Source organism: Wolbachia endosymbiont of Diaphorina citri, assembly GCF_013096535.2.
Classification (GTDB): domain Bacteria; phylum Pseudomonadota; class Alphaproteobacteria; order Rickettsiales; family Anaplasmataceae; genus Wolbachia.
Map to the genome: position 1 here is coordinate 770,801 of NZ_CP051265.2, position 21,014 is coordinate 791,814.

Genomic DNA, 21,014 nt, shown 5'->3' on the forward strand with positions numbered 1-21,014 from the left:
TCCTGTAATCACAATGTTGGTGCAATGTACGCATGGAATTTTATTTACTCTACAATATGTTGGTTTATAGTAGTACTGATGCAGAAATAAATGGAGTAAGCATTGGAAAACAATATAAAAAAATTGAAAGGGAATTTTTTGGAACAAGCAATTAGAGTAAATCATGCTGGCGAATATGGAGCCATTTGCATTTATTCTGGTCAAAAATTTATTCTTAAAAAATCTTCCATAATTGACAAAATAATTGAAATGGAGGAGCAGGAAAAAAAACATTTCCACTATTTTAATGAGAAAATCAAGGAGCAAAGAGTTCGTCCTACTGTTTTGTTGCCAGTTTGGCGTGCTTTAGGGGTGTCACTTGGTGTTGTAACTGCCATGATGGATAAAAAAGCCGCTATGGCTTGCACTGCTGCAGTTGAAGAAGTGATCGGAGAGCACTACAAAGAGCAAGTCTTACATTTAGAAGATGGGGAATTAAGAGAAACTATAAGTAAATTTCGCGATGAAGAGCTAGAACACAGAGATATTGCAATTCAGCACTGTGCTGAAAGTGCACTTGGCTACAACGTTTTATCTTCATTCATAAAAACAAGCTGTAAAGCTGCTATTTACTTATCCAAGTTGATTTAATCAATTACCATTTTGACAATCACATTTACCTTTAGTTCTTGTGCTAATTGTTGTCTCATATCCTTTGCTCTAATTTAATGCATATAAATATTTATAATTAATTTCTTGTTCTAAAAAATACATTAATTTAACTCCTTGCCTGAGGTTTCTTGTTGCTGCGAACATGTTTGCATAAGACTAGTAGATGGAACATTCTTAATAGTCTGAGTTGACTCCGCAGGAACATTCTCAAAACTCTTGTCCATAACTTCCAAAACACTTTTCCCCTGTATAAGACAATTCCCTCCAAAGCTTGATTTGTTTTCTAATTTGCTAAACCTTATTTTGCTTTCCTCATCAATTTCTACTACCATTTTGTTGCCATCCTTCCGTAGATAAATACTAATTTCTCCCAGTTTAGTAGTAAAAAATATTTCAATACCACCTTTTAAGATATCTGTGTAATTTCTTTTTCCATCTTCTGTAATTTCAACTTTTACTATACTTTCCTCAATCTGAAATATGCCAACTTCTAAATCCTTAGCTTTTTCATTATTTAAAATTTTTGCAATTTCAATAATACTACCTTGTGGATATTGAATGTAAAAATATTTATTATCTACTTCTACTTCGAGGTCATATTCATCAATTTGCTTATTATCTTTTTTCACAATACCTTCATATGCTATACTCTCTAGCATTTTTTTCTTACTCTTACATTGTTCGTTAAGATCATTTAAATAATTAGAGTCATAGTACCCGCCTTCAATATCGCTATAAAAAGATAATCCTTTTTCTACCCCACCTTTTAACACTAAATTACGAGTGATCTTTTGTATGATATTTTTTGTAGTTGAATTGTGTGGATTTGCATGAAAGCGATTAATTAATTCTTCCATTTTTTCAAATATAAAATTTGTTACAGTCTTATTATCCTTACCGTAATATGAGTTTAATCTTATTCCTTGATTTAAATAACCCTCTATTATGCGTTCCATGTACTTTAAAACGCTTTCTTGCTCATCGTGTTCTGTTATACTCTTTATCATCTCATCACAAAATTTTTTAACTAGAATTTGTTCATCTGTAGTCAATGGTATTTGCAATTTCGTAGAAGATGGGTCTCGCTCAAAAAGATAAATTATTGACAATTCCTCTGCTCTTTTAATAAATTCATAACTCCTTAGATATTCTGTAACATTTTTGTTTTTTGCGTACCTTTTCTTGGTTAAATCGATATGCCTATCTTTACGACTTATAGTCGGTAATTTTGGATTTGATGAACTACTCTGTTGACTATTGAAGAACCTGTTAGAGAACTGTTCAGCCTCTAAAATAAGATTACTTTCACCTTGTTTACCTACTTGCTCAGGCATATTATATACCATAATCACTAAAGCTTTTTAGTGATTACTTCAATACATAGATAAGTCAATAAAAATATTTTTTTTCTTCAGTGCTAAAAAATTGTCGAAAATCTCAAAATTGGTTAATTGCGTATAACCTACTTTCTGGTATACATCAAAACTACCGTAGCAAGCTTCAAATTTGAAAGGGATTAACAAATAAAATTCTTGTACTTTGCCTCTACTAAAGTACAATCAGGCTTTATTTAATATTTTTCATGCTTGATGAAGTACATGAGGAGTGTGGGGTATTTGGCATAAGTTACAACCAAAGTGCTGCTTTTAACTCTATACTTGCTCTCCACGCTTTGCAGCATAGAGGTCAAGAGTCTTTTGGCGTAGTAACCAGTAACAACGATAAGCTGCACTCTTATCACTTTCAAGGCCAAGTGAGCAGTGTATTTGATGATATAGATGAAATAAAGAAATCCTTACCTGGGGATTGTGCAATAGGTCATGTTCGATACTCAACAAGTGGTAGTAAATTTGGAGTGCAACCCATGTTTGGCAAAAGTGGCAAATTTGGGGATTTTGCCATAGCACATAATGGTAATTTAATTAATATTTCTCCGATACGCGAACAATTAATTAAACAAGAGTGCGTTTTTCAGTCAGATATTGATACAGAAGTAGTAGTGCATCTGACAGCAAGCAGTGAAAAAGATAGCTTTTTAGAGAGTTTTATATATGCATTAAAGCAAATACAAGGTGCTTATTCTTTTGTGGCAATCAATCAAGAAGTAGTTATTGGAGTACGTGATCCATCTGGAATCAGGCCTCTTGTTTTAGGAAAGTTAAACGGTTCTTACGTTCTTGCATCTGAAACTTGTGCTCTTGATATAATAAATGCAGAGTTTATTAGAGAAATAGAACCAGGCGAATTAGTTACCATCAGTTCGGATAGTAAGCTAGCCTCAATGTTTCCTTTCCCACAGCAAAAATCAAGTTTTTGTATTTTTGAATACGTTTACTTCTCGAGACCAGACAGCATAATGGAGAAGAGGTCCATATATGATATAAGAAAAGAAATAGGAAGAATACTTGCAGAAGAGAGCCCACCAAAAAACAATGTAGATATGGTTGTACCAATACCTGATTCTGGAATACCTACAGCTATTGGATATGCAAAGCATTCAGGATTACCTATGGAACTGGGGATAATTCGTAATCATTACATAGGAAGAACTTTTATACAACCCACCGCTGAAGTACGTAAAGTTAGAATAAAATTAAAATTCAATGCTAATAAGCACACTTTGAAAGGCAAAAACATAATTTTAATAGATGATAGTATAGTGCGTGGTAGTACATTAACAAATATAATAGTTATGTTAAAGGATGCAGGAGTAAAAGAAATTCACCTCAAAATTTCAAGCCCACCAATTAAGCATTCTTGTTTTTATGGAATAGATACGCCAGAGTGCAAAGATTTAATTGCTGCAAATAAATCTGTAGAGGAAATTAAGGAAGTTATAGGAGTGGATAGCCTAGCCTTCTTGAGTATTGATGGACTATACAGGGCTGTTAAAGAAGAAAAACGTAACAACGCTACACCGCAATATTGTGATGCTTGCTTCACTGGTGACTACCCAATTGGTAAATAATCTATTATTAATGAAGGTGAGGTTTTTTCTATGTTATATTAACAATTTTAAAAATAGATTTTTTGCATAACCATATAGTTTTTGCCTGGGCGTCATTTGAGTAAAAACTACTTTACAAATTTCGTCATTCCCTTTACTATGGCACCAAGAGTATTTATCCTTATTTTTGACCTGCAGGCTCAATCACAAAATTCAGTAAAAAAACTCAGATATTTATTGGCAAATTACACAAAAATTATAGTGGCTGCATGTCTTTTTTATTTTTTCTACATTCAGCCAAAACGCGCTTATTTTAAGCGTTATCACATTATTACAACGCCAATTTACATTATTATAGGGTCAAAACTCGCTATACGGGGATTCTTTTGCCTTTTTTTCGCCTGGTAAATTTTTTAATATTTTGGATTAGTGAGGAGTCCTATAGAGATGTCATTCCAGCACTTGATGCTGGAATCCAGCCTTTCTGCAATCTCATCGAAAACGTTGTACCACTTTCTATGCTAGTTTGCTTGTGAGCAAATTGGATCTCAGTGTCAGCTACTCGGATGACAACATCATAAAGGAATCAGTGTCAGCTACTTGAATGAAAAGTAAAGGTACTGGGATGACAGGAGTGTGGGTAAGGTTACATCCATACTCCAACAGGTATGACGGTATCATTCCAGCACTTGATGTTGGAATCCAGGGATTTTTTGAGCATGAAAGTTATGCTAAGTTTTTGTTGGTAAGTAAAGGCTGGATCCCAGTGTCAGTTACTGGAATGACAGGAAAGGGGCTACTCGAATAACACCCCTCATGGCGAAAATTGCCCTTAATCACAAGTTCGTGCAGTTATGCAAACACAAAGGCAGCGCGTAATACTGGATCCAAACTTTAACTGATATGGTTACAGAAAGAGAATTTATTAGGTAATTATAGATACTGAAAGTGGCCATTTTAGCCACTTTCAAGTGAAGAGAATCTCAACAAAGATTTATGTTATAATGTAAAAATAGTGCTTAAAAGAAAGCACTATTTTTACTCTACTGTCTCAAATCACTAAACACAACTCCCGTTTCCATCACGTCGTTTACCTTGAGGACATTTTGCAACACATGTACTACCGTACATTTCCTGACCACTAGGACAACTCATGCAAGCTCCTGCTACACCTGGTGCTATCACGTTTACAATTTTGGGTGCACCAAAAAACACAGCAGTGAATGCGCCGAGTGCAAAGAGTGCTGGCCATGGCATTCTGCCAAATATTGCAAGCAATGCTGCACCTATTATCACTACCGTGATCATTGGCCCACCTATACCTTGAGTATAGTCCACTATTTTACATATCACTGCTGATGTTTCATCAGCATGTACATCAAACGCAAAGGAAAGAATTAAAGCTACAAGTAGAAGAAAGTTTTTCATTATGCCTCCGTATTTAACGCTGGATTATCTATCATTTTGATTAAATTTAAGTAAATGGTGAGGATTTTTTGCTTAAAAGTATGCTTTATTTCATTTAGAATACTTTTCTTAGTTTATTTATATTACAAGTGCTACAGCAATTTTATAGTATCGTTTATTGCCTTTATCGTGCTTTAATTGACACAATTTATAATGATGGAGTGGAGCACGCAGGGTATCTATCATTTTTAATCCTGTTATCAATATTTCCTTTTCTTATTGTTTTAATAGCCATGGCATCAACGTTCGCAAATTTCTTAGATCAATACAATGTCGGCTGGGCATTTATTATTGATAACATGCCACAGGATATTTTATCATCTTTGATGCCACGTATTAGGGAGATAATATCAGGCCCTCCGCAAAGCTTATTAACCTTAGCAATTGTAGGCGCTGTTTGGACTGCCTCATCGACAATTGAAGGATTTAGAACGATACTCAATAAGGCCTATAAAGTTCCAGTTTCATCGCCTTATATATGGAGAAGGGTGCTCAGTATATTACAATTTTTAGTAATTACGCTTGTTACAACTCTGACTATAGTATTTTTTACATTAGTGCCAATGTTAATTGATTTTTCTTACCAAGGGCTAAGTTATACTAGATATTTACTTATCGAGTTTGTACTTTTTACTATAGTATCTTGGATGTATTTTACATTGCCAAACATAAAACAAAGCTTATCAGACGTATTCCCCGGATCTTGTTTGGCTGTTATTCTTTGGACGATCTCTGCTTCAGCTTTCAAGCAGTACTTAAAAGCTTCCTTTGACCAACTGAATTTGATATATGGAAGTTTAGGTGGTGTGGTAGTATCGTTACTATTTTTTTATGTGTTAAGTTTGATTTTTATATATGGAGCAAAATTTAATTTTCAGCTAAAATATTTCAATAAATCTTGCTAAAGAGAAAGAAATGGGTAAGTTAGAAGGTAAAATAGCTTTAATTACCGGAGCTTCAGGTGGAATAGGCTCTTCTGTTGCAAAAAGATTTGTAAAAGAAGGTGCATGTGTAATTCTGATTTCCAGATCTCTTGATAATCTCAAGCCACTATATAATGAAATTGAAGAGCTTAAAGAAGGCTCTGTGAAACTAATTCAGCTTGATCTTTTAGACTTTGAAAACGTAGAAAAACTGGCAAATATGATAGAAAGCCCAAAATTATCAGAATCTGGAACACTTGATATACTGATTACATGCACTGAAATTTTAGGTAAGTTGAGCTCTGTTCATGATTGTGAGCTTGAAGATCTACAGAACGTAATGAATACAAATTTTACTGCCAGTTGGTACTTGCTAAAAAATTTGGGTCCAATACTAAAAAAGTCTAATGCTGGAAGAGCGATATTCATGACCTCAGAGATAACACTTTCTCCTTCCTCTTATCCATATTGGATGCCGTATGCTGCAAGTAAAACTGCACTAGAAGCAATGGTGAAGATATATGCATCTGAGACAAAGCATACGAACTTATGCATAAATGCCGTGTATTCGGAAGGGCCTATCGATAGTGAAATGTATAAGCAAGCATTTTCGGGGAAAGATATATCTGAATTAGTATCGCCTGAGAAGTTAACAAATAAATTCGTAGAGTTGGCTTCTGATGACTGCAGTATATCAGGACAAATCTTGCCATTAAGTAAATCTCTTGAATAAGTTTGTACACTTTTTAATTACCTATAGTTCTTAGTCTGAACTCAATAAAAATTCACATATACAGGAAAGACTGGTAACATTACTTTGAATAGAAACTGTTATTGTAATTATGCCAAAACGCACAGATATAGAATCTATATTAGTAATAGGAGCAGGCCCAATAGTTATAGGTCAGGCATGCGAGTTTGATTATTCCGGAACGCAAAGCTGTAAAGTATTAAAAAGTGAAGGTTATAAAGTCATTTTGGTTAACTCCAACCCTGCAACTATAATGACAGATCCTGAATTCTCTGATGCAACTTATATTGAGCCGGTGCTACCTGAAATCATAGAGAAAATTATAATTAAGGAGAGGCCAGACGCAATATTACCAACAATGGGAGGGCAAACAGCACTTAATTGTGCAATAAAACTTGCAGATGATGGAGTGTTAGACAAATACAACGTCGAATTAATAGGAGTAAATAGAGAAGCAATAAAAAAAGCGGAAGATAGAGAATTATTTCGCCAATCTATGGATAAAATAGGGCTAAAATACCCCAAAAGTATCATTATAAAAAATCAAGAACAAATAAAAAAGGCTTTGGATTACATTGGATTACCAGCTATCATCCGTTCATCATTCACTCTTGGTGGCGCAGGTAGTGGCATAGCATACAATAAAGAGGAGTTTTTCAATATCGCAGAAAGTGCTCTCAAAATTTCACCAATAAATGAAGTTCAGATAGATGAATCAATTATCGGCTGGAAGGAATATGAAATGGAAGTTATCCGTGACTGCAAGGATAACTGTATAATAGTGTGTTCAATAGAAAATGTTGATCCAATGGGAGTGCACACCGGAGATAGTATCACAGTTGCTCCTGCTTTGACTCTGCGTGATGCTGAATATCAACAAATGAGAAATGCATCTATAGCAGTGCTGAGGGAAATTGATGTTAGCGCCGGTGGTGCAAATGTGCAGTTTGCAGTGAATCCTAAAGAAGATGGAAGCCTCGTTGTAATTGAAATGAATCCAAGGGTTTCTCGCTCTTCTGCACTTGCTTCGAAAGCAACAGGCTATCCTATTGCAAAAGTTGTAACTAAACTGGCTATTGGCTATTCGCTCGATGAAATACGTAACGACTGCGCTCCAATAATACCAGCGGCATTCGAATCAGTGATTGATTATATCGTCACTAAAATTCCTCGATTTGAGTTTGAGAAATTTAAGGGGACGAATTGTGAACTATCAACTTCCATGAAATCAGTGGGGGAAGTAATGTCGATCGGCCGCACTTTTAATGAGTCACTGCAGAAAGCTTTTCGTTCACTTGAAACTGATCTTACAGGACTTGATGAAGTATTTCCTGAAAATACTGATATTGATCACATCAGATCTCAATTAGCAAAATTGCTGCCAAACAGATTGCTGATTGCTGCTGACGCAATGCGCCACGGAATTAGCATAGAAGAAATAAATTCGATTACAGGATATGACTTATGGTTTTTGCAGAATATACAGCAAATTATATTAGCTGAACAAAAAATCAAGGAAAATGGCCTTCCTGGAACTGCATATGAAATGTTAGAGCTGAAAAAAATGGGATTTTCAGATGCAAGATTGGCAAAATTAAGCAATAAGAAAGTAGAACAAATTGAAGCAATAAGGAAAAAATTTGATGTTAATCCAGTTTATAAGCGTGTAGATACCTGTGCAGCTGAATTTGAATCGAGCACTGCTTATATGTATGGCTGTTATGAGGGAGAAATTATAAATAGGACAGAATGCGAAGCAGATGTTTCTGACCGGGAAAAGGTTGTCATTTTAGGAAGTGGTCCAAACCGCATTGGTCAGGGTATTGAGTTTGATTATGCATGCGTACATGCAGCTTCTGCCGCCAAAGAAATGGGATATGAAACAATAATGATTAACTGTAATCCAGAAACCGTCTCAACTGACTACGATACCGCTGATCGTTTATATTTCGCCCCACTGATTGCAGAGGATGTGCTTGAAATACTAAGCAAAGAGCAAGAAAATGGCACACTGGTTGGTGTAATAGTTCAAATCGGCGGGCAAACGCCTTTAAAGTTAGCCAAAGTGCTTAACGAGAGAGGTTTCAAAATTCTGGGAACTTCGTTTGATTCTATTGACCTTGCAGAAGATCGCATGAGATTTAAAAATCTTGCTTTGCAACTTAATTTAAAACAACCTGAAAATTCTATCTGCCATTCAGTAGAAGAAGCGTTAACCAACGCAGAAAAGGTGGGGTTTCCACTAGTAGTCAGGCCATCATATGTCCTCGGCGGTCAGTCTATGTCGATTAGACACGATACTCAGAGCTTTAAGGAGTATGTCTTGAATCAAACCAAAATTTTTGAACACGGATCGCTGCTTCTTGATAAATTTTTAGTCAATGCAGTTGAGGTTGACGTTGATGCTGTATGTGATGGGAAAAAAGTTTTCATTGCAGCGGTCATGGAGCACATTGAAGAAGCTGGTATCCACTCTGGCGATTCAACATGCTCAATACCGACAAATACATTGAGTGACGAAGTAATAAAAGAGATCGAGCTCCAAACTGAAAGAATAGCATTAGCATTAAAAGTGAAAGGTCTGATAAACATTCAGTTTGCTGTTCAAGAGAGTGATGTATACATACTTGAAGTGAATTTAAGGGCTAGCCGTACAGTTCCTTTCATTTCCAAGGTAATCAACATTCCTGTTGCAAAGCTTGCCACTCAGGTTATTTTGGGTAAAAATTTGAATCAGGAAAACAAGCCTTTCAATCATTTTGCAGTTAAAGCTGCTGTTTTTCCATTCACGCGTTTTTCGGGAATTGATACTCTACTTGGTCCTGAAATGAAATCAACAGGAGAAGTGATGGGAATTGACTCATCATTTGAAGCTGCACTTGCAAAAACGCACATGGCTGCAGGATACAAGTTACCAACAGAAGGAACAGCTCTGGTTTCAGTAAAAGATGATGATAAAGAGTATATATTGCCTGTTGCACGAATGTTGAAAGAACTGAGTTTTGAAATATATGCCACCAAAGGCACAGCTTCGTATCTGAACAATAACGGCATTGCTGCAAAAGCTGTAAATAAAGTGAGAGAAGGCAGACCCCACATAGTTGATATGCTCAAAGATGGAAAAATAAATCTAGTGATCAATACCTCAAAAGGTGTAAAGTCAGTCTCAGACAGCAAAGATATCAGGAGAACTGCTATTTTGCAAAATATAGCTTATAGCACCACAGCTTCTGGGAGTAAAGCGTTAGCGCTTGCAATTCAATATGTAAAGAATAGCAAATTGGAAGTGAAATCATTACAGCAGATACAAAACGTTTAAATATCAAGACTATAATAAATTATTACTTATTTCAAAATGAGGATCGTGTAAGCTAAGAGGGAATGTGTAAATATATAAAACCAGTCCTTCTTCTTGTCGTTGCAGCTTCCATAATATCATTCGAGTAGCTGACACTGGGATCTAGGAATTCTGATCATGTATCAAAACGCTGTCATTCAAGTAATTGACACTGGAAACCATTATGCTCTGTAAATTTAACTGGATGCCAGTGTCTAGGCACTGGCATGACACCTATTTCTTTCTAGTTTGTCATTCAAATAGCCTCTTTAGTATCATCTACTTTCACGACACCATTTGTTCCTATGTTTTTGCCTATTTTATTTTGCTACTCTGCTGAACAGATACTCTAGATTAGAACACTGATTCTTCTAGAAGTTGTTCGCGTTCCTCTTCTATTGCAATAGAATCATCGTGATTTTTAAATAAATCTCTGATTTTTGTTTCTATTTCATTTGCAATTTCTTTGTTTGCCTTGAGGTAGCTTTTTACATTTTCTCTTCCTTGTCCAAGACGTGTATTGTTATATGAATAATAAGCACCTGCCTTTTCAAGTACACCAAGTTTTGCTCCTATATCTATTATTTCTCCAAGTTTTGATATGCCTTCATTGTACATTATATCAAATTTTGCCTCTCTAAACGGAGGAGCAACTTTATTTTTTACAACTTTAACTCTCGTTTCATTACCCGTAATATTCTCCTTATCCTTTATCGCACCAATTTTTCTTATATCAAGTCTTATAGAAGTATAGAATTTTAACGCATTCCCACCGGTGGTAGTTTCAGGATTTCCATATACTACTCCTATTTTCATACGAATTTGGTTAATAAATATCAATATACAGTTTGCTTTTGAAACTGCAGAGGTGAGCTTTCGTAGCCCATGACTTAGAAGTCTTGCTTGTAGTCCCATGTGCTGGTCGCCCATATCTCCTTCAATTTCAGCTCTTGGAGTTAATGCTGCAACAGAGTCAATGACTATCACATCAACTGCACCAGAACATACTAAATACTCAACGATATGTAACGCTTGTTCCCCAGTGTCTGGTTGTGAAATCACCAAATCATCGGTGTTTACTCCAAGTTTACGAGCATATATAACATCCAGTGCGTGCTCCGCATCGATAAATGCACATAATCCTCCTTTTTTCTGTGCTTCAGCAATTACATGCAAAGCAAGAGTAGTTTTACCAGAACTCTCAGGGCCAAATATCTCAATTATACGTCCTTTTGGCAATCCCCCAACACCCAGAGCTGAATCAAGTGCAATCGACCCTGTAGATATTGTGTCTATTTTTTCTACAGGATTTTGCTTCAGCTTCATTATTGCACCTTTACCGAATGCTTTTTCAATTTGACTTATTGCATTATCTAGTGCTTTTTGCTTATCATTATTTCTTTCTTCTGGATTATGTGCCATGGATCATTTATTAACTTGTATAGTCTTCATGGTAATTGAACGCAACCAATCTGCCAAGGGTTTTTTAATAACGAAGAACGTTAGTTACCTAAAATTAGATAGATAGACTTTGTAGTGCGATACAAAATAACGATAGAATACAATGGTAGTGGTTTCTCTGGCTGGCAAAAGCAACAACACTCTGCTAACTCAATTCAGGAAACCATAGAAAACGCTATATTTAATTTCAGTGGCGAGAGAGTCTCTTTGCATTGTGGTGGCAGAACTGATGCAGGGGTTCATGCTTTAGGACAAGTTGCTCACTTTGATATGGAAAGAAAATTTGAGCTCTATAGGGTGAGAGACGCAACAAATTATCATTTAAAATCGATTCCTATAGTCGTACTCGATGCAGAAATTGTAGATGATGCGTTTCATGCACGATTCTCAGCAAAAAAAAGACACTATGAATACAGAATAATTAATCGCTATGCCCCTGCAGCTCTCGAAACTGGTTATGTGTGGCGGGTACTTAACCCACTTGACGTAAATGTCATGCGTGGAGCTGCTAAATATCTGCTTGGAAAACATAATCTTTCAAGTTTCCGCTCAAAAGACTGTCAAGCTACAAATCCGGTCAGAACAATCGATGATATTGATATAGTACAAGACGGAAGTCACATATACATCAAAATATCTGCGATTTCCTTTTTACATAACCAGGTGAGGATTATTGTTGGTACTTTAGTTGAATTTGGAAAAAATAGAACTAATCCACAAGAAATGCTAAACATATTAAGTCAATGTAAAAGAAACGCCGCTGGGGTCACTGCGCCGTCTCACGGCTTATACTTAGTAAAGATAGATTACTAGCTTAAGTCCTCATTGGCATTACTATATATAGTGCACTTGGATCATCTTCATCAGTGATAATTGTAGCGCTATTACCATCTGATAAGCTGACTTTACATTTGTTTTTTATACAAGATAAAGCATCAAGCAAATAACGAGAATTAAATCCTACTTCCATAAGAGCTCCATCGTAATCCACCTCTATAGACTCAGTCGCATCACTGCACTCTTGGGAATTTGAATGTAGAGTTAATAAATTCTCTTGCAATGAAAATTTAATTGATTTTATTTTATCGGACACAACAACAGAAACTCGGTCTATAACACTAGCAAGTTTGCTACTCTCAACAATCATTTGTTTATCTTGAGACATTGGAATAACGGCTTTGTAATCTGGAAAAGTCCCATCTATCAATTTTGATATTAGAATATACTCACCACATGTAAATTTGATTTTTCTATCTGAAAGTTTTATATTTATCTCATTACAATCACCCAATACTTTCAACAGTTCCATGATAGTTTTACGTGGAATGATCACCCCAAATTCTCCGTTGATATCTTCAGATTTAGGCCTCTTTATACATGATAAACGATGACCGTCGGTTGCAACACAATACAAAAACTGCTCATCTGTATGCAGATATATCCCATTTAAATTATACCTTGTATCATCTAGCGACACAGCAAACTTTGTTTTAGTCAATAAGTCTACCAAATCTGCACTTAGTAGAGTGAAATCATATTGATGATCACCTTCTTCAAGGACAGGAAAGTTATTTGACACTACATTTGGTAAAGAAAAATTTGCATTTCCACAGGATATCAATAATTTTCCTTGATTATTCATTTCGAAATGGACATCCAAATCAGTTGGCAACTTCTTCACTATGTCATGTAAAGTATGTGCTGAGATTTTCACTTCTCCTTCTGTTGATACATCTGCAACAAGTGAGGCAAATACTGAAATATCAAGATCAGTAGCCTTCAATTTTATGCTACCATATTGTGCTTTGATATTTATACACGCTAAAACATCTATCGCGTTGCGCCTTTCAACCACTCCACTTACCCTGGATAGCGTATTTAAAAGGCTTGCACGACTTACACTAAAACGCATTTGTTCACACACAGAACTTTGTTCTTTGATTCCTATATCTACAATTTTTGACATATTAATTCTCAAAAATATATTTTAAATGATATTCATATTCTATGTAAAGTGATATCCATATTTTTGTCTGAGAGACAAAACAGCCTATCTTATACTTTAGTGATCAATGATTTACTTTGTATGGCATAAGTAATGCATTTTTTGATATGCTTTTTGAAAGCCAAGCAAGGAATAAGTATCATCAACATTTGCTGTTTTTACTTTTCCATTAACTACCATTGATAATCCCTGCTTCATTTTTAGAATCAAATCTTGGTCCATTTTTGTATCATCTGTCCACGCAAAACTTCCTTGTATTATTGGCAATTGATATTTAATTTTTTTATCAATATTGAGAACTACAGGCTCATTATTATACTGAAAGCCAGAAGTGACGCTCACCTCATCTGCTTTTTTATCAACGTAACTGACCATTACATACGGCTTGCGGTCGGCTGTATAATGTTCACTTTTTTTCTTAGGATGAGATACAATGTAACACACTTTTTCACCATCTTCCAATGCAGTATACACAAGCCAATCTTTATATTTTTCGTTCAGTTGTACGTTACTAACCGATGCAAGAGTACCTATTGAAAAAAATATTAGAAATATAAAAAGACTACGCATGTAAACCAAGTTTCAAACTCTCTGATTTTATATATTGTTTTACCTTACTCATCGCCTGCTCAGCCAACTGTCTTATTCTTTCTCTTGAAACACAATATTTTTTGCTAAGCTCATCCAAAGTCTGAGTGCTTTCAGATAAATATCTGCTAATGAAAATGTCTCTTGATCTTTCATTAAGACTTGCCAGCGCATTGCTTAAAATTGTTTCTTTTAATGCCTTTTCTTCACGATTCTGGTAAGCTACTTCTTGACCAACTAAATTACACGGAATCATATCTTGTAACTCCTTTTTAGAGTCATCACCTATTTTTATACAATTATTTAACGACTGATCCTTACAAGCCAGACGATAGCTCATCTGTACAACATCTTCTTCAGATACAGAAAGCTCATTTGATATTGCTTTTATTTCTTCTTTACTCAAAGTTTCTCTGTTTGTGTATTGTAAAATTCTTTTTTTTATTTTACGTAAACTAAAAAACAATCTCCTTTGTGCTTGCGTTGTACCTATTTTTACAAGTGACCAAGATTTTAATATAAAGTCTTTCATTGAAGCTTCAATCCACCATACTGCATAAGTTGAAAAACGAAATCCCAAGTCAGGATTGAACTTTTTCACTGCATGCATTAACCCCATATTTCCTTCCATGACCAGGTCCATCAACAATAGACCGTAATTCTTAAATTTCATTGCAATTTTTACTACCAAATTCAAATGGCTAGTAATCAACCTGTGAGCAGAAGAAATATCTTGGTACTCTTGCCAATTTTTTGCTAATCGCACTTCCTCTTCATGGGAAAGCATAGGAAATTTTCGCACTTCAGCAATATATTGCATGAGATTAGTGCTACTATTAACACATAAATTTGCTACTGGGGTCAACATAATAACTTAAATTAAAACTCTGTACATATAATATATTGATTTTCAGTGAAAAATTCAAGCTTTAATTAAAAAAGCATAACTTTATATCTAGTTGAGATCTTAACAACAGCTACCTAAATGTAGAATTAAAATTGCCAGCGTGTAACGATAAAAACTACATTAGATAAATAATGTGTTATTCCAGTGCTCAAACACTGGAATTCACATTTCTTTTTTCTAGATCCCAGTGTCATGCTACTTGAATGACAAGAAAAACCCACTGGGAGAATAAGACAAAGATAGACTAGAAATTAAACGCTACTCCAGCCTCTGCACCAACAGTGCTGTAAACAACATTTTTGATACCAGTATCATCCTTAGCTGCCTTATCAAAACTAGCACCATAAGAACCGAAGTAACGAGCTCCAGCAAAGAGTTTGATTTCTGGAGTTACATCATAGCTAACACCAGCTTTTGCTTGATAAGCAAAACCAAATCCTTTTTGATCTTTAACTACATCAGCTTTTGAAGGATTGCTGATATATGCTGCACCAATACCAACACCAACGTATGGAGTGATAGGCATATCTTCAATCGCTATATCGTAATAAACGTTAACCAATCCTGAAAATGCTGTTAAACTGTCTGCAACATTTGTTTCAGAAGTATTTACTACATCTGTATCTTTAGCCAATTTTGAGTAAAGCCCTTCAACATCAACTCTAATGTCATCCATTTTATAACCAAATGCACCACCACCAGCTATAAAAGATCTTGTTAAGGGACTATCCTTTTCTTTACCTGTTGCATTTGTAATACCATCAACTTTTGTATAAAAAGGTAAAATTTCACCGTTGTATTGTAAACGAACGTAGTAGCTAGTTTCTTCATCACTTATTGGACCAATAGGATCTGATGAAAAAGCAGAGTTTGATAGGCTTAGCAACGTCACTAAAGCAGCTGCCGAAAAAAACTTTTTATAATGCATAATTGCCCTCGTTAAAAAAATTAAAATTCCACTCTAGCAGTCTAAATAATAACTAAAGTTAAGTCAAGTGCTAACTTAATAACACAAAACCTTCTTTATCTTAACTAACTTTTAGGAAAATACAAAGATTTTATTAATTAATAAATAGAGTTACTCTACTTTTTTTACTCTTGATCTTCTGACACCTATTTCACTAATGTCTTTTTATCTTCTGATCTGCATTCATCATTGTGAATTGCTGCATATTCATGCAGTAATATGAATGTACTTCATGGGAGTACTAGTATAAAAGGAAAACACTTAGTTACTGCATTAAGGCAAACTTCAGTAGTAAATTTAAAAAGGAAGTTTAAATCCAGGTGGTAACCCCATCATACCTGCAAGATCAGAGGTTGCATTTGCCATATCTTCTTCTGCTTTTTTAATGGCATCATTAAACGCTGCTGTCACTAAATCTTCTACTATGTCTTTTTCTTCATTTCTCATAAGCTCTAAGTCTATGTTTACCTTTTTAGCTTTATAGCCACCTATTTTTATAACTTCCACTAATACAGAAACTTTGCCACCACCAGAAATACCTTGAAACTCTTTTCCAATATATTTTTCTTGGGCTTCCGCAAGCTTTTTTTGCATTTCTTGCGCTTGCTTCATTATTTGACTGAAATCCACAACCTACTCCTTATTTTCTATATTAACTACCTTTGCACCTTTAAACGTATTTAATATATCCTTAACTACAGGTGCATAATTTAAATTACTCACTTCCCTATTCATATAACTCGTATCAACTATAATAACCCACTCCTGATTAGTAGCTTGATTTAAGTAATTTTTCAAATCATTACAAAAATTGCTATTCAAATTAGATACAGCTTTTAATTTTAAATACCCAAGTTTACAATCTATTAACTGTAGATTACTACACAGTTGTTTGTAAAGATAAATTTGGTTACCCTGCCTTAATAATTGCAAAACTTTGTCAAAATCATAATTTTGTTGCTGTTTATTTCCTATATTATGCGTATTTCCCTTCTGTATACTCTGCGAAAGAACTTTCTTAATCACCTGTTCCGGAGAAGGGAGATCAGAAAGATAACAAAGGCTAATTAACATCATTTCAGCAGCAACCTCATTGCATGTTGAAACCTTTATATCTTGAATACCCTTAAGCAACACCTTCCACAATCTCGAAAAAAATATTAAAGACTTCTTTGCACTCAAATCTTTTACTCTGCTCTTCTCATATTCTGTATCAATCTCTTTTGTAATTAAAAAACGGCATATTAACTGAATTGTTTGCAGCAGATCTTCAAAAATATTGAGCGGATTTGCTGTTTTTACCACATTGTCGAATACTGACAAAGCCTTCTGTAAATCACTATCTAATACTGCTTCCAGTAGGTCAAATATAACGTTTCTATCTACTAGACCAAGTATGTCTGTAACACTTTGAGTGGATATTGTACCATCTTTGCTATATAGCACTGCTTGATTCATCAAAAATAAAGCGTTACGCATTGAATGATTGCAGTGGTGAGCAATTAATTCCGATGCTTCTTTTTCAAGAAAATAATTTTCTTTTTGTGCAATATCATTTAAACGTTCCACTATCTTAGCTGCAGGAATGTTATGTAAGTCAAACCTTTGACAACGTGCAATAATAGTTATTGGTATCTTTTTTATTTCTGTAGTTGCCAGAATAAACTTTACGCTAGATGGTGGTTCTTCTAGAGTTTTAAGTAATGCATTAAATGCACTGCTAGATAACATGTGTACTTCATCTATAATGTAAACTTTGAATTTAGAACTTATGGGTAAATAACAAATATCTCCTAAGATCACTCTAACGTCCTCAACGCTAGTGTGACTTGCCGCATCGATTTCAACTACATCTGGATGACTTGAATTTTTTATCGCCAGACAATTTGCACATAATCCACAAGGTTCAAAAGTTGGCCCCAATGAACAGTTCAAACACAAAGCTATTATTCTTGCAGTGGTAGTTTTACCAATCCCACTACTGCCAGAAAGCAGTATAGATTGTGGAATTTTGTTAAGAGTAAAAGCGTTTTTTAATATACGCACCAATATATCTTGACCTACTAAATCTTTAAAGCTACTAGGACGATATTTTAATGCTATGTTCATAGCCTAGAATAAAACAAATAGTACAAATAGGTATGCAACCCAAAAAGATTCTGATATGGTTGCTTCATTTCTGACCTGACCAAGTTACAGAATTTTTGCCTGCATACCTTATAAAAGGTTATACTTTTTTTTTTATTTAGCAAGGTATATTCTATATCAACTCGATAGCTTGATATGTTAAATTTCGTACACTGTTACTTTCAAATAAACAAAAAGTTAGTTGTTATGCAAGTTATTATAAGATTGTCACTCCAATGTTTATTTATGCCATTTCATCGTTTATTTATGTCATCCCAGTGCATGACAACCTACAGGTACTGGGACAACAAAAGAGGAATATTATGATTTTATATCATTTTCCTCTTTGTCCGTTTTCACGAAAAGTTAGAGCTCTTCTCAAGGAAAAAAAGCTGAGTTGTGATTTGGTATATGAAAATCCATGGGAAAAGCGGAATGAATTCATGGAGATCAATCCAATCGGACAAGTACCAGTATTAATAGATAATAACTTTGTAATAGCGGATAGTAATGCCATTTGTGAATATATAGAAGAGACTTACAATAGTGACGTCAAATTACTTGGTTCATCAACTATTATTAAGTCTAAAATACGCGCTTTAATCAATTGGTTCGATAGCAAATTTTACAATGAAGTTACTAAGTATATTATGAATGAAAAAGTAATTACTAACCGCAGCCCTGACTCTAGATTTCTTCATGCAGCTCAGCATAACCTGCCTTGCCATATGGAATACATCGAACACTTAATTAACAAGAACGTTTGGCTTGCAACCGATAAGTTCACTTTAGCCGATATTACTTTAGCATCACATATTTCTATAATAGACTACGTAAATAGTTTCCCATGGGAAAAAAGTAAGATTTTAAAAGAATGGTACTCCATTGTTAAATCAAGGCCTTGTTTTCGCGAAATATTATTAGAGAGAGTTTTTGGCTTAACTCCCCCTAGACATTACGCTGACCTTGATTTTTAACTTGCGTTAGTTTTAAAGCTACAGTCATTCCTTCGTCAGTAGGAATCAATATGGAGAAATATTTTTTTTCATCTGACAATCTATCGTTAAACTCTCTCATAGCATGCCATGACTTTTCTGATACTTCTTTTGGAGGAGATTCTAAAAATACTGTATCAAATAATAGAGTGTTATCTGCAACGATTAGCCCGTCTTGTTTAATGTATGACTCCGCCCAATCTAAATACTTAGGATAACTACTTTTGTCAGCATCGATGAATATCATGTCAAATGGTGCCTTTGCTGATAATTCATTAATTTTTTCCAGTGCATCACCTTCTATTAGAGTAATTTTATCACTTAGATTAAAAGCACTAAAATTTTTTTTTGCTATTCTTGAGTGTTGAGGATTATTTTCTATTGTATATATATGACCATCTTTCGGTAAAGCTTTTACCATACAAATTGACGAATAACCATATAACGTGCCAATTTCAACTATGCTTTTAACTTTATGGATTTTGATAAATAAATTTAATAATTTTCCTTCTTCAGGAGTGATTTGAATACGTTGTTTCTTATCAAGAGTACAATGTTCTTCTATTTTTTTATACTCTTTTGCAAATAAGCTTCTTATGTACAACGATTTTCTGCTAAAGTTATGACGCATTGAGTTTTATAATATAAACTAAGGAGGTTTAATCTATATAAGATTTATAAATATAACAATAGAGTTAAGAATAATAAAATTTTTTATTTTAAGTTGTTATTTTATAAAGTAAAATTTTAAGTGACAAAGATTATTATATATTTTACTATGATTAACTAGTATAATAACCAATTGTTATACTAGAATTAAGGGATCGTTTATTTACATCTCTCTTAAAATGTAATTTTTATAATCAATTAGAGGGGGTTATATGTCTTATAACATTGCTAACGAAGTTGAAACGTTAAGCAAGAAGTCTAATAATAATGAAGGAGTGAAATTACTGAACAATCCAGCTTATCGCGAGAAGTACAAAGAACGCTTTAACGAAGCTCAGAAAAAAGTTATGGATATGGTCCAATTTTATGATGGAACGATAGTATTAATAGAGAATAAAATTGCTATGTATTATTATGCTTGGCACAGTAAAAAAAGAGAGTTTGAGCGTAAAAAGCAACAAACAGTATCAAAAAGTAATGATTCAGCATAGGGTTTTTATATGGTAAGCTACAGTGTTATTACTTCACTATAGCTTTTCCATATAACTCATCTATTACATTAGTGAAGTACTCCAGCTCTCTATATCCTTCATGTTTGACTTTACCATTCTCTACGTATGATTTGTCATCGTTAAGCTTGATAATGAATACAGGAGTAGCTGTGATATCAAGCTTATTAATTGCAAGTGATTTATCATTTATAATTTTGTCCATCATCTTTTTATCATTAATGCATTGGTTAAATACATCTTGCTTCAAATTGCTTAGTGCAGCAATTTTTTGTAGTATAGTTAAATCACTAAAATTAGAGTAGTTCCACGATTCTATTGCATTAAACACAGCTTTGTTAAAATTAAAATAGTCTTCTTCTTTTTCATAACAATAACTTAGCATTGCAGCTTTTAATCCTCTGTAATCTAGAGGAAAATGACGGAATATGTATAACATCTTACCTGTATCTATGTACTTCTCTTTGATTTTAGGAAAAACTTTCTTATGAAAAAGAGAACAGTGATAACAAGTGAGCGAGGCGTATTCTATCATTAAAATTGGTGCTTTTCGGTCTCCTAATAATTTATCATCAGGCAATAGCGACAGTAGTTCTTTTGGTGTTATTTCATCAGTTTTTTGAGTGTTGGGTAAGTTTTGTTCAATAGCTGCATAAGAACTAACACTTATAAAAATAAGTAAGAATAATAATCTAAAAATCATTACAATG

At 34.3% G+C, this 21,014-nt stretch carries 20 protein-coding genes and 1 other RNA gene; 9 read left to right on the top strand and 12 right to left on the bottom strand.

Annotated features, from left to right (window positions below; translation table 11 throughout):
• Nucleotides 1-102 precede the first annotated feature (102 nt).
• Nucleotides 103-630: a demethoxyubiquinone hydroxylase family protein gene (locus HGO49_RS03405; protein ID WP_026092674.1), complete on the top strand. Its 528-nt coding sequence runs from the start codon at nt 103-105 to the stop codon at nt 628-630.
• Between the two features lie 122 nt (nt 631-752).
• On the opposite strand, the gene HGO49_RS03410 is transcribed toward HGO49_RS03405, so the two are convergent.
• Complete coding sequence (locus tag HGO49_RS03410) at nt 753-1,985, bottom strand: hypothetical protein (RefSeq protein WP_026092673.1); 1,233 nt, start codon at nt 1,983-1,985, stop codon at nt 753-755.
• A 248-nt stretch (nt 1,986-2,233) separates the two neighbouring features.
• Between HGO49_RS03410 and purF the strand changes: the two genes are divergently transcribed.
• Together purF and HGO49_RS03420 are read left to right on the top strand one after the other, a co-directional pair.
• Entirely contained in the window at nt 2,234-3,619 is a 1,386-nt protein-coding gene (gene purF / locus HGO49_RS03415; RefSeq protein ID WP_017532330.1) for an amidophosphoribosyltransferase, read from the top strand.
• 583 nt (nt 3,620-4,202) lie between these two features.
• Nucleotides 4,203-4,406: a hypothetical protein gene (locus HGO49_RS03420; protein ID WP_017532329.1), complete on the top strand. Its 204-nt coding sequence runs from the start codon at nt 4,203-4,205 to the stop codon at nt 4,404-4,406.
• A gap of 251 nt (nt 4,407-4,657) precedes the next feature.
• Here HGO49_RS03420 and HGO49_RS03425 read toward each other — a convergent pair whose 3' ends face one another.
• On the bottom strand, nt 4,658-5,026 hold the full coding sequence (locus HGO49_RS03425) for a TrbC/VirB2 family protein (RefSeq protein WP_017532328.1): 369 nt from the start codon (nt 5,024-5,026) through the stop codon (nt 4,658-4,660).
• 128 nt (nt 5,027-5,154) lie between these two features.
• On the opposite strand from HGO49_RS03425, the gene HGO49_RS03430 reads away from it, so the two are divergent.
• The 3 genes from HGO49_RS03430 (at nt 5,155) to carB (ending at nt 10,058) form a co-directional block, all read left to right on the top strand.
• On the top strand, nt 5,155-5,970 hold the full coding sequence (locus HGO49_RS03430; RefSeq protein ID WP_026092672.1) for a YihY/virulence factor BrkB family protein: 816 nt from the start codon (nt 5,155-5,157) through the stop codon (nt 5,968-5,970).
• A 10-nt stretch (nt 5,971-5,980) separates the two neighbouring features.
• Nucleotides 5,981-6,721 carry an SDR family NAD(P)-dependent oxidoreductase gene (locus HGO49_RS03435; protein WP_017532326.1) on the top strand — a complete coding sequence of 247 codons (741 nt, stop codon included), beginning with the start codon at nt 5,981-5,983 and terminating at the stop codon, nt 6,719-6,721.
• 109 nt (nt 6,722-6,830) lie between these two features.
• On the top strand, nt 6,831-10,058 hold the full coding sequence (carB, locus tag HGO49_RS03440) for a carbamoyl-phosphate synthase large subunit (RefSeq protein ID WP_017532325.1): 3,228 nt from the start codon (nt 6,831-6,833) through the stop codon (nt 10,056-10,058).
• 372 nt (nt 10,059-10,430) lie between these two features.
• Here the strand turns inward: carB and recA are convergent, their stop codons facing one another.
• Entirely contained in the window at nt 10,431-11,498 is a 1,068-nt protein-coding gene (gene recA, locus HGO49_RS03445) for a recombinase RecA (protein WP_017532324.1), read from the bottom strand.
• A gap of 114 nt (nt 11,499-11,612) precedes the next feature.
• Here recA and truA point away from each other — a divergent pair, with 114 nt between their 5' ends.
• Nucleotides 11,613-12,350: a tRNA pseudouridine(38-40) synthase TruA gene (gene truA, locus HGO49_RS03450; protein WP_017532323.1), complete on the top strand. Its 738-nt coding sequence runs from the start codon at nt 11,613-11,615 to the stop codon at nt 12,348-12,350.
• 1 nt (nt 12,351) lies between these two features.
• Here truA and dnaN read toward each other — a convergent pair whose 3' ends face one another.
• From dnaN to ffs, 7 genes are all read right to left on the bottom strand, one after another.
• On the bottom strand, nt 12,352-13,503 hold the full coding sequence (gene dnaN, locus HGO49_RS03455) for a DNA polymerase III subunit beta (protein WP_017532322.1): 1,152 nt from the start codon (nt 13,501-13,503) through the stop codon (nt 12,352-12,354).
• 111 nt (nt 13,504-13,614) lie between these two features.
• Nucleotides 13,615-14,112: an invasion associated locus B family protein gene (locus HGO49_RS03460; protein ID WP_017532321.1), complete on the bottom strand. Its 498-nt coding sequence runs from the start codon at nt 14,110-14,112 to the stop codon at nt 13,615-13,617.
• Nucleotides 14,105-14,998: an RNA polymerase factor sigma-32 gene (locus HGO49_RS03465; protein WP_017532320.1), complete on the bottom strand. Its 894-nt coding sequence runs from the start codon at nt 14,996-14,998 to the stop codon at nt 14,105-14,107. The genes HGO49_RS03460 and HGO49_RS03465 overlap by 8 nt, the downstream gene beginning before the upstream one ends.
• A 283-nt stretch (nt 14,999-15,281) precedes the next feature.
• Entirely contained in the window at nt 15,282-15,965 is a 684-nt protein-coding gene (locus tag HGO49_RS03470; protein ID WP_017532319.1) for a P44/Msp2 family outer membrane protein, read from the bottom strand.
• Nucleotides 15,966-16,301: 336 nt separating this feature from the next.
• Complete coding sequence (locus HGO49_RS03475; RefSeq protein WP_006013488.1) at nt 16,302-16,616, bottom strand: YbaB/EbfC family nucleoid-associated protein; 315 nt, start codon at nt 16,614-16,616, stop codon at nt 16,302-16,304.
• 21 nt (nt 16,617-16,637) lie between these two features.
• Complete coding sequence (gene dnaX / locus HGO49_RS03480) at nt 16,638-18,113, bottom strand: DNA polymerase III subunit gamma/tau (RefSeq protein ID WP_017532318.1); 1,476 nt, start codon at nt 18,111-18,113, stop codon at nt 16,638-16,640.
• 16 nt (nt 18,114-18,129) lie between these two features.
• An RNA gene (ffs, locus tag HGO49_RS03485) (signal recognition particle sRNA small type) lies at nt 18,130-18,228 on the bottom strand.
• Nucleotides 18,229-18,454: 226 nt separating this feature from the next.
• Here ffs and HGO49_RS03490 point away from each other — a divergent pair.
• Nucleotides 18,455-19,108, top strand: a complete 654-nt coding sequence (locus tag HGO49_RS03490; RefSeq protein WP_006013494.1) for a glutathione S-transferase family protein — start codon at nt 18,455-18,457, stop codon at nt 19,106-19,108.
• Here HGO49_RS03490 and HGO49_RS03495 read toward each other — a convergent pair.
• Complete coding sequence (locus HGO49_RS03495) at nt 19,080-19,757, bottom strand: O-methyltransferase (RefSeq protein WP_006013497.1); 678 nt, start codon at nt 19,755-19,757, stop codon at nt 19,080-19,082. The two genes, HGO49_RS03490 and HGO49_RS03495, sit on opposite strands and share 29 nt — an antisense overlap.
• 250 nt (nt 19,758-20,007) lie before the next feature.
• On the opposite strand from HGO49_RS03495, the gene HGO49_RS03500 reads away from it, so the two are divergent.
• Entirely contained in the window at nt 20,008-20,286 is a 279-nt protein-coding gene (locus tag HGO49_RS03500; protein WP_017532317.1) for a DUF2671 domain-containing protein, read from the top strand.
• Between the two features lie 28 nt (nt 20,287-20,314).
• On the opposite strand, the gene HGO49_RS03505 is transcribed toward HGO49_RS03500, so the two are convergent.
• Nucleotides 20,315-21,007, bottom strand: a complete 693-nt coding sequence (locus HGO49_RS03505) for a thioredoxin domain-containing protein (protein WP_026092670.1) — start codon at nt 21,005-21,007, stop codon at nt 20,315-20,317.
• Nucleotides 21,008-21,014: the final 7 nt, after the last annotated feature.

Excerpts from the sequence above, each read along its gene's own strand:
- HGO49_RS03410 (WP_026092673.1), bottom strand. The coding sequence starts at position 1,985 with ATGCCTGAGCAAGTAGGTAAACAAGGTGAAAGTAATCTTATTTTAGAG.
- purF (WP_017532330.1), top strand. The coding sequence starts at position 2,234 with ATGCTTGATGAAGTACATGAGGAGTGTGGGGTATTTGGCATAAGTTAC.
- HGO49_RS03420 (WP_017532329.1), top strand. The coding sequence starts at position 4,203 with ATGAAAAGTAAAGGTACTGGGATGACAGGAGTGTGGGTAAGGTTACAT.
- HGO49_RS03425 (WP_017532328.1), bottom strand. The coding sequence starts at position 5,026 with ATGAAAAACTTTCTTCTACTTGTAGCTTTAATTCTTTCCTTTGCGTTT.
- HGO49_RS03435 (WP_017532326.1), top strand. The coding sequence starts at position 5,981 with ATGGGTAAGTTAGAAGGTAAAATAGCTTTAATTACCGGAGCTTCAGGT.
- carB (WP_017532325.1), top strand. The coding sequence starts at position 6,831 with ATGCCAAAACGCACAGATATAGAATCTATATTAGTAATAGGAGCAGGC.
- recA (WP_017532324.1), bottom strand. The coding sequence starts at position 11,498 with ATGGCACATAATCCAGAAGAAAGAAATAATGATAAGCAAAAAGCACTA.
- dnaN (WP_017532322.1), bottom strand. The coding sequence starts at position 13,503 with ATGTCAAAAATTGTAGATATAGGAATCAAAGAACAAAGTTCTGTGTGT.
- HGO49_RS03460 (WP_017532321.1), bottom strand. The coding sequence starts at position 14,112 with ATGCGTAGTCTTTTTATATTTCTAATATTTTTTTCAATAGGTACTCTT.
- HGO49_RS03465 (WP_017532320.1), bottom strand. The coding sequence starts at position 14,998 with ATGTTGACCCCAGTAGCAAATTTATGTGTTAATAGTAGCACTAATCTC.
- HGO49_RS03470 (WP_017532319.1), bottom strand. The coding sequence starts at position 15,965 with ATGCATTATAAAAAGTTTTTTTCGGCAGCTGCTTTAGTGACGTTGCTA.
- HGO49_RS03475 (WP_006013488.1), bottom strand. The coding sequence starts at position 16,616 with ATGAAGCAAGCGCAAGAAATGCAAAAAAAGCTTGCGGAAGCCCAAGAA.
- dnaX (WP_017532318.1), bottom strand. The coding sequence starts at position 18,113 with ATGAACATAGCATTAAAATATCGTCCTAGTAGCTTTAAAGATTTAGTA.
- HGO49_RS03490 (WP_006013494.1), top strand. The coding sequence starts at position 18,455 with ATGATTTTATATCATTTTCCTCTTTGTCCGTTTTCACGAAAAGTTAGA.
- HGO49_RS03495 (WP_006013497.1), bottom strand. The coding sequence starts at position 19,757 with ATGCGTCATAACTTTAGCAGAAAATCGTTGTACATAAGAAGCTTATTT.
- HGO49_RS03500 (WP_017532317.1), top strand. The coding sequence starts at position 20,008 with ATGTCTTATAACATTGCTAACGAAGTTGAAACGTTAAGCAAGAAGTCT.
- HGO49_RS03505 (WP_026092670.1), bottom strand. The coding sequence starts at position 21,007 with ATGATTTTTAGATTATTATTCTTACTTATTTTTATAAGTGTTAGTTCT.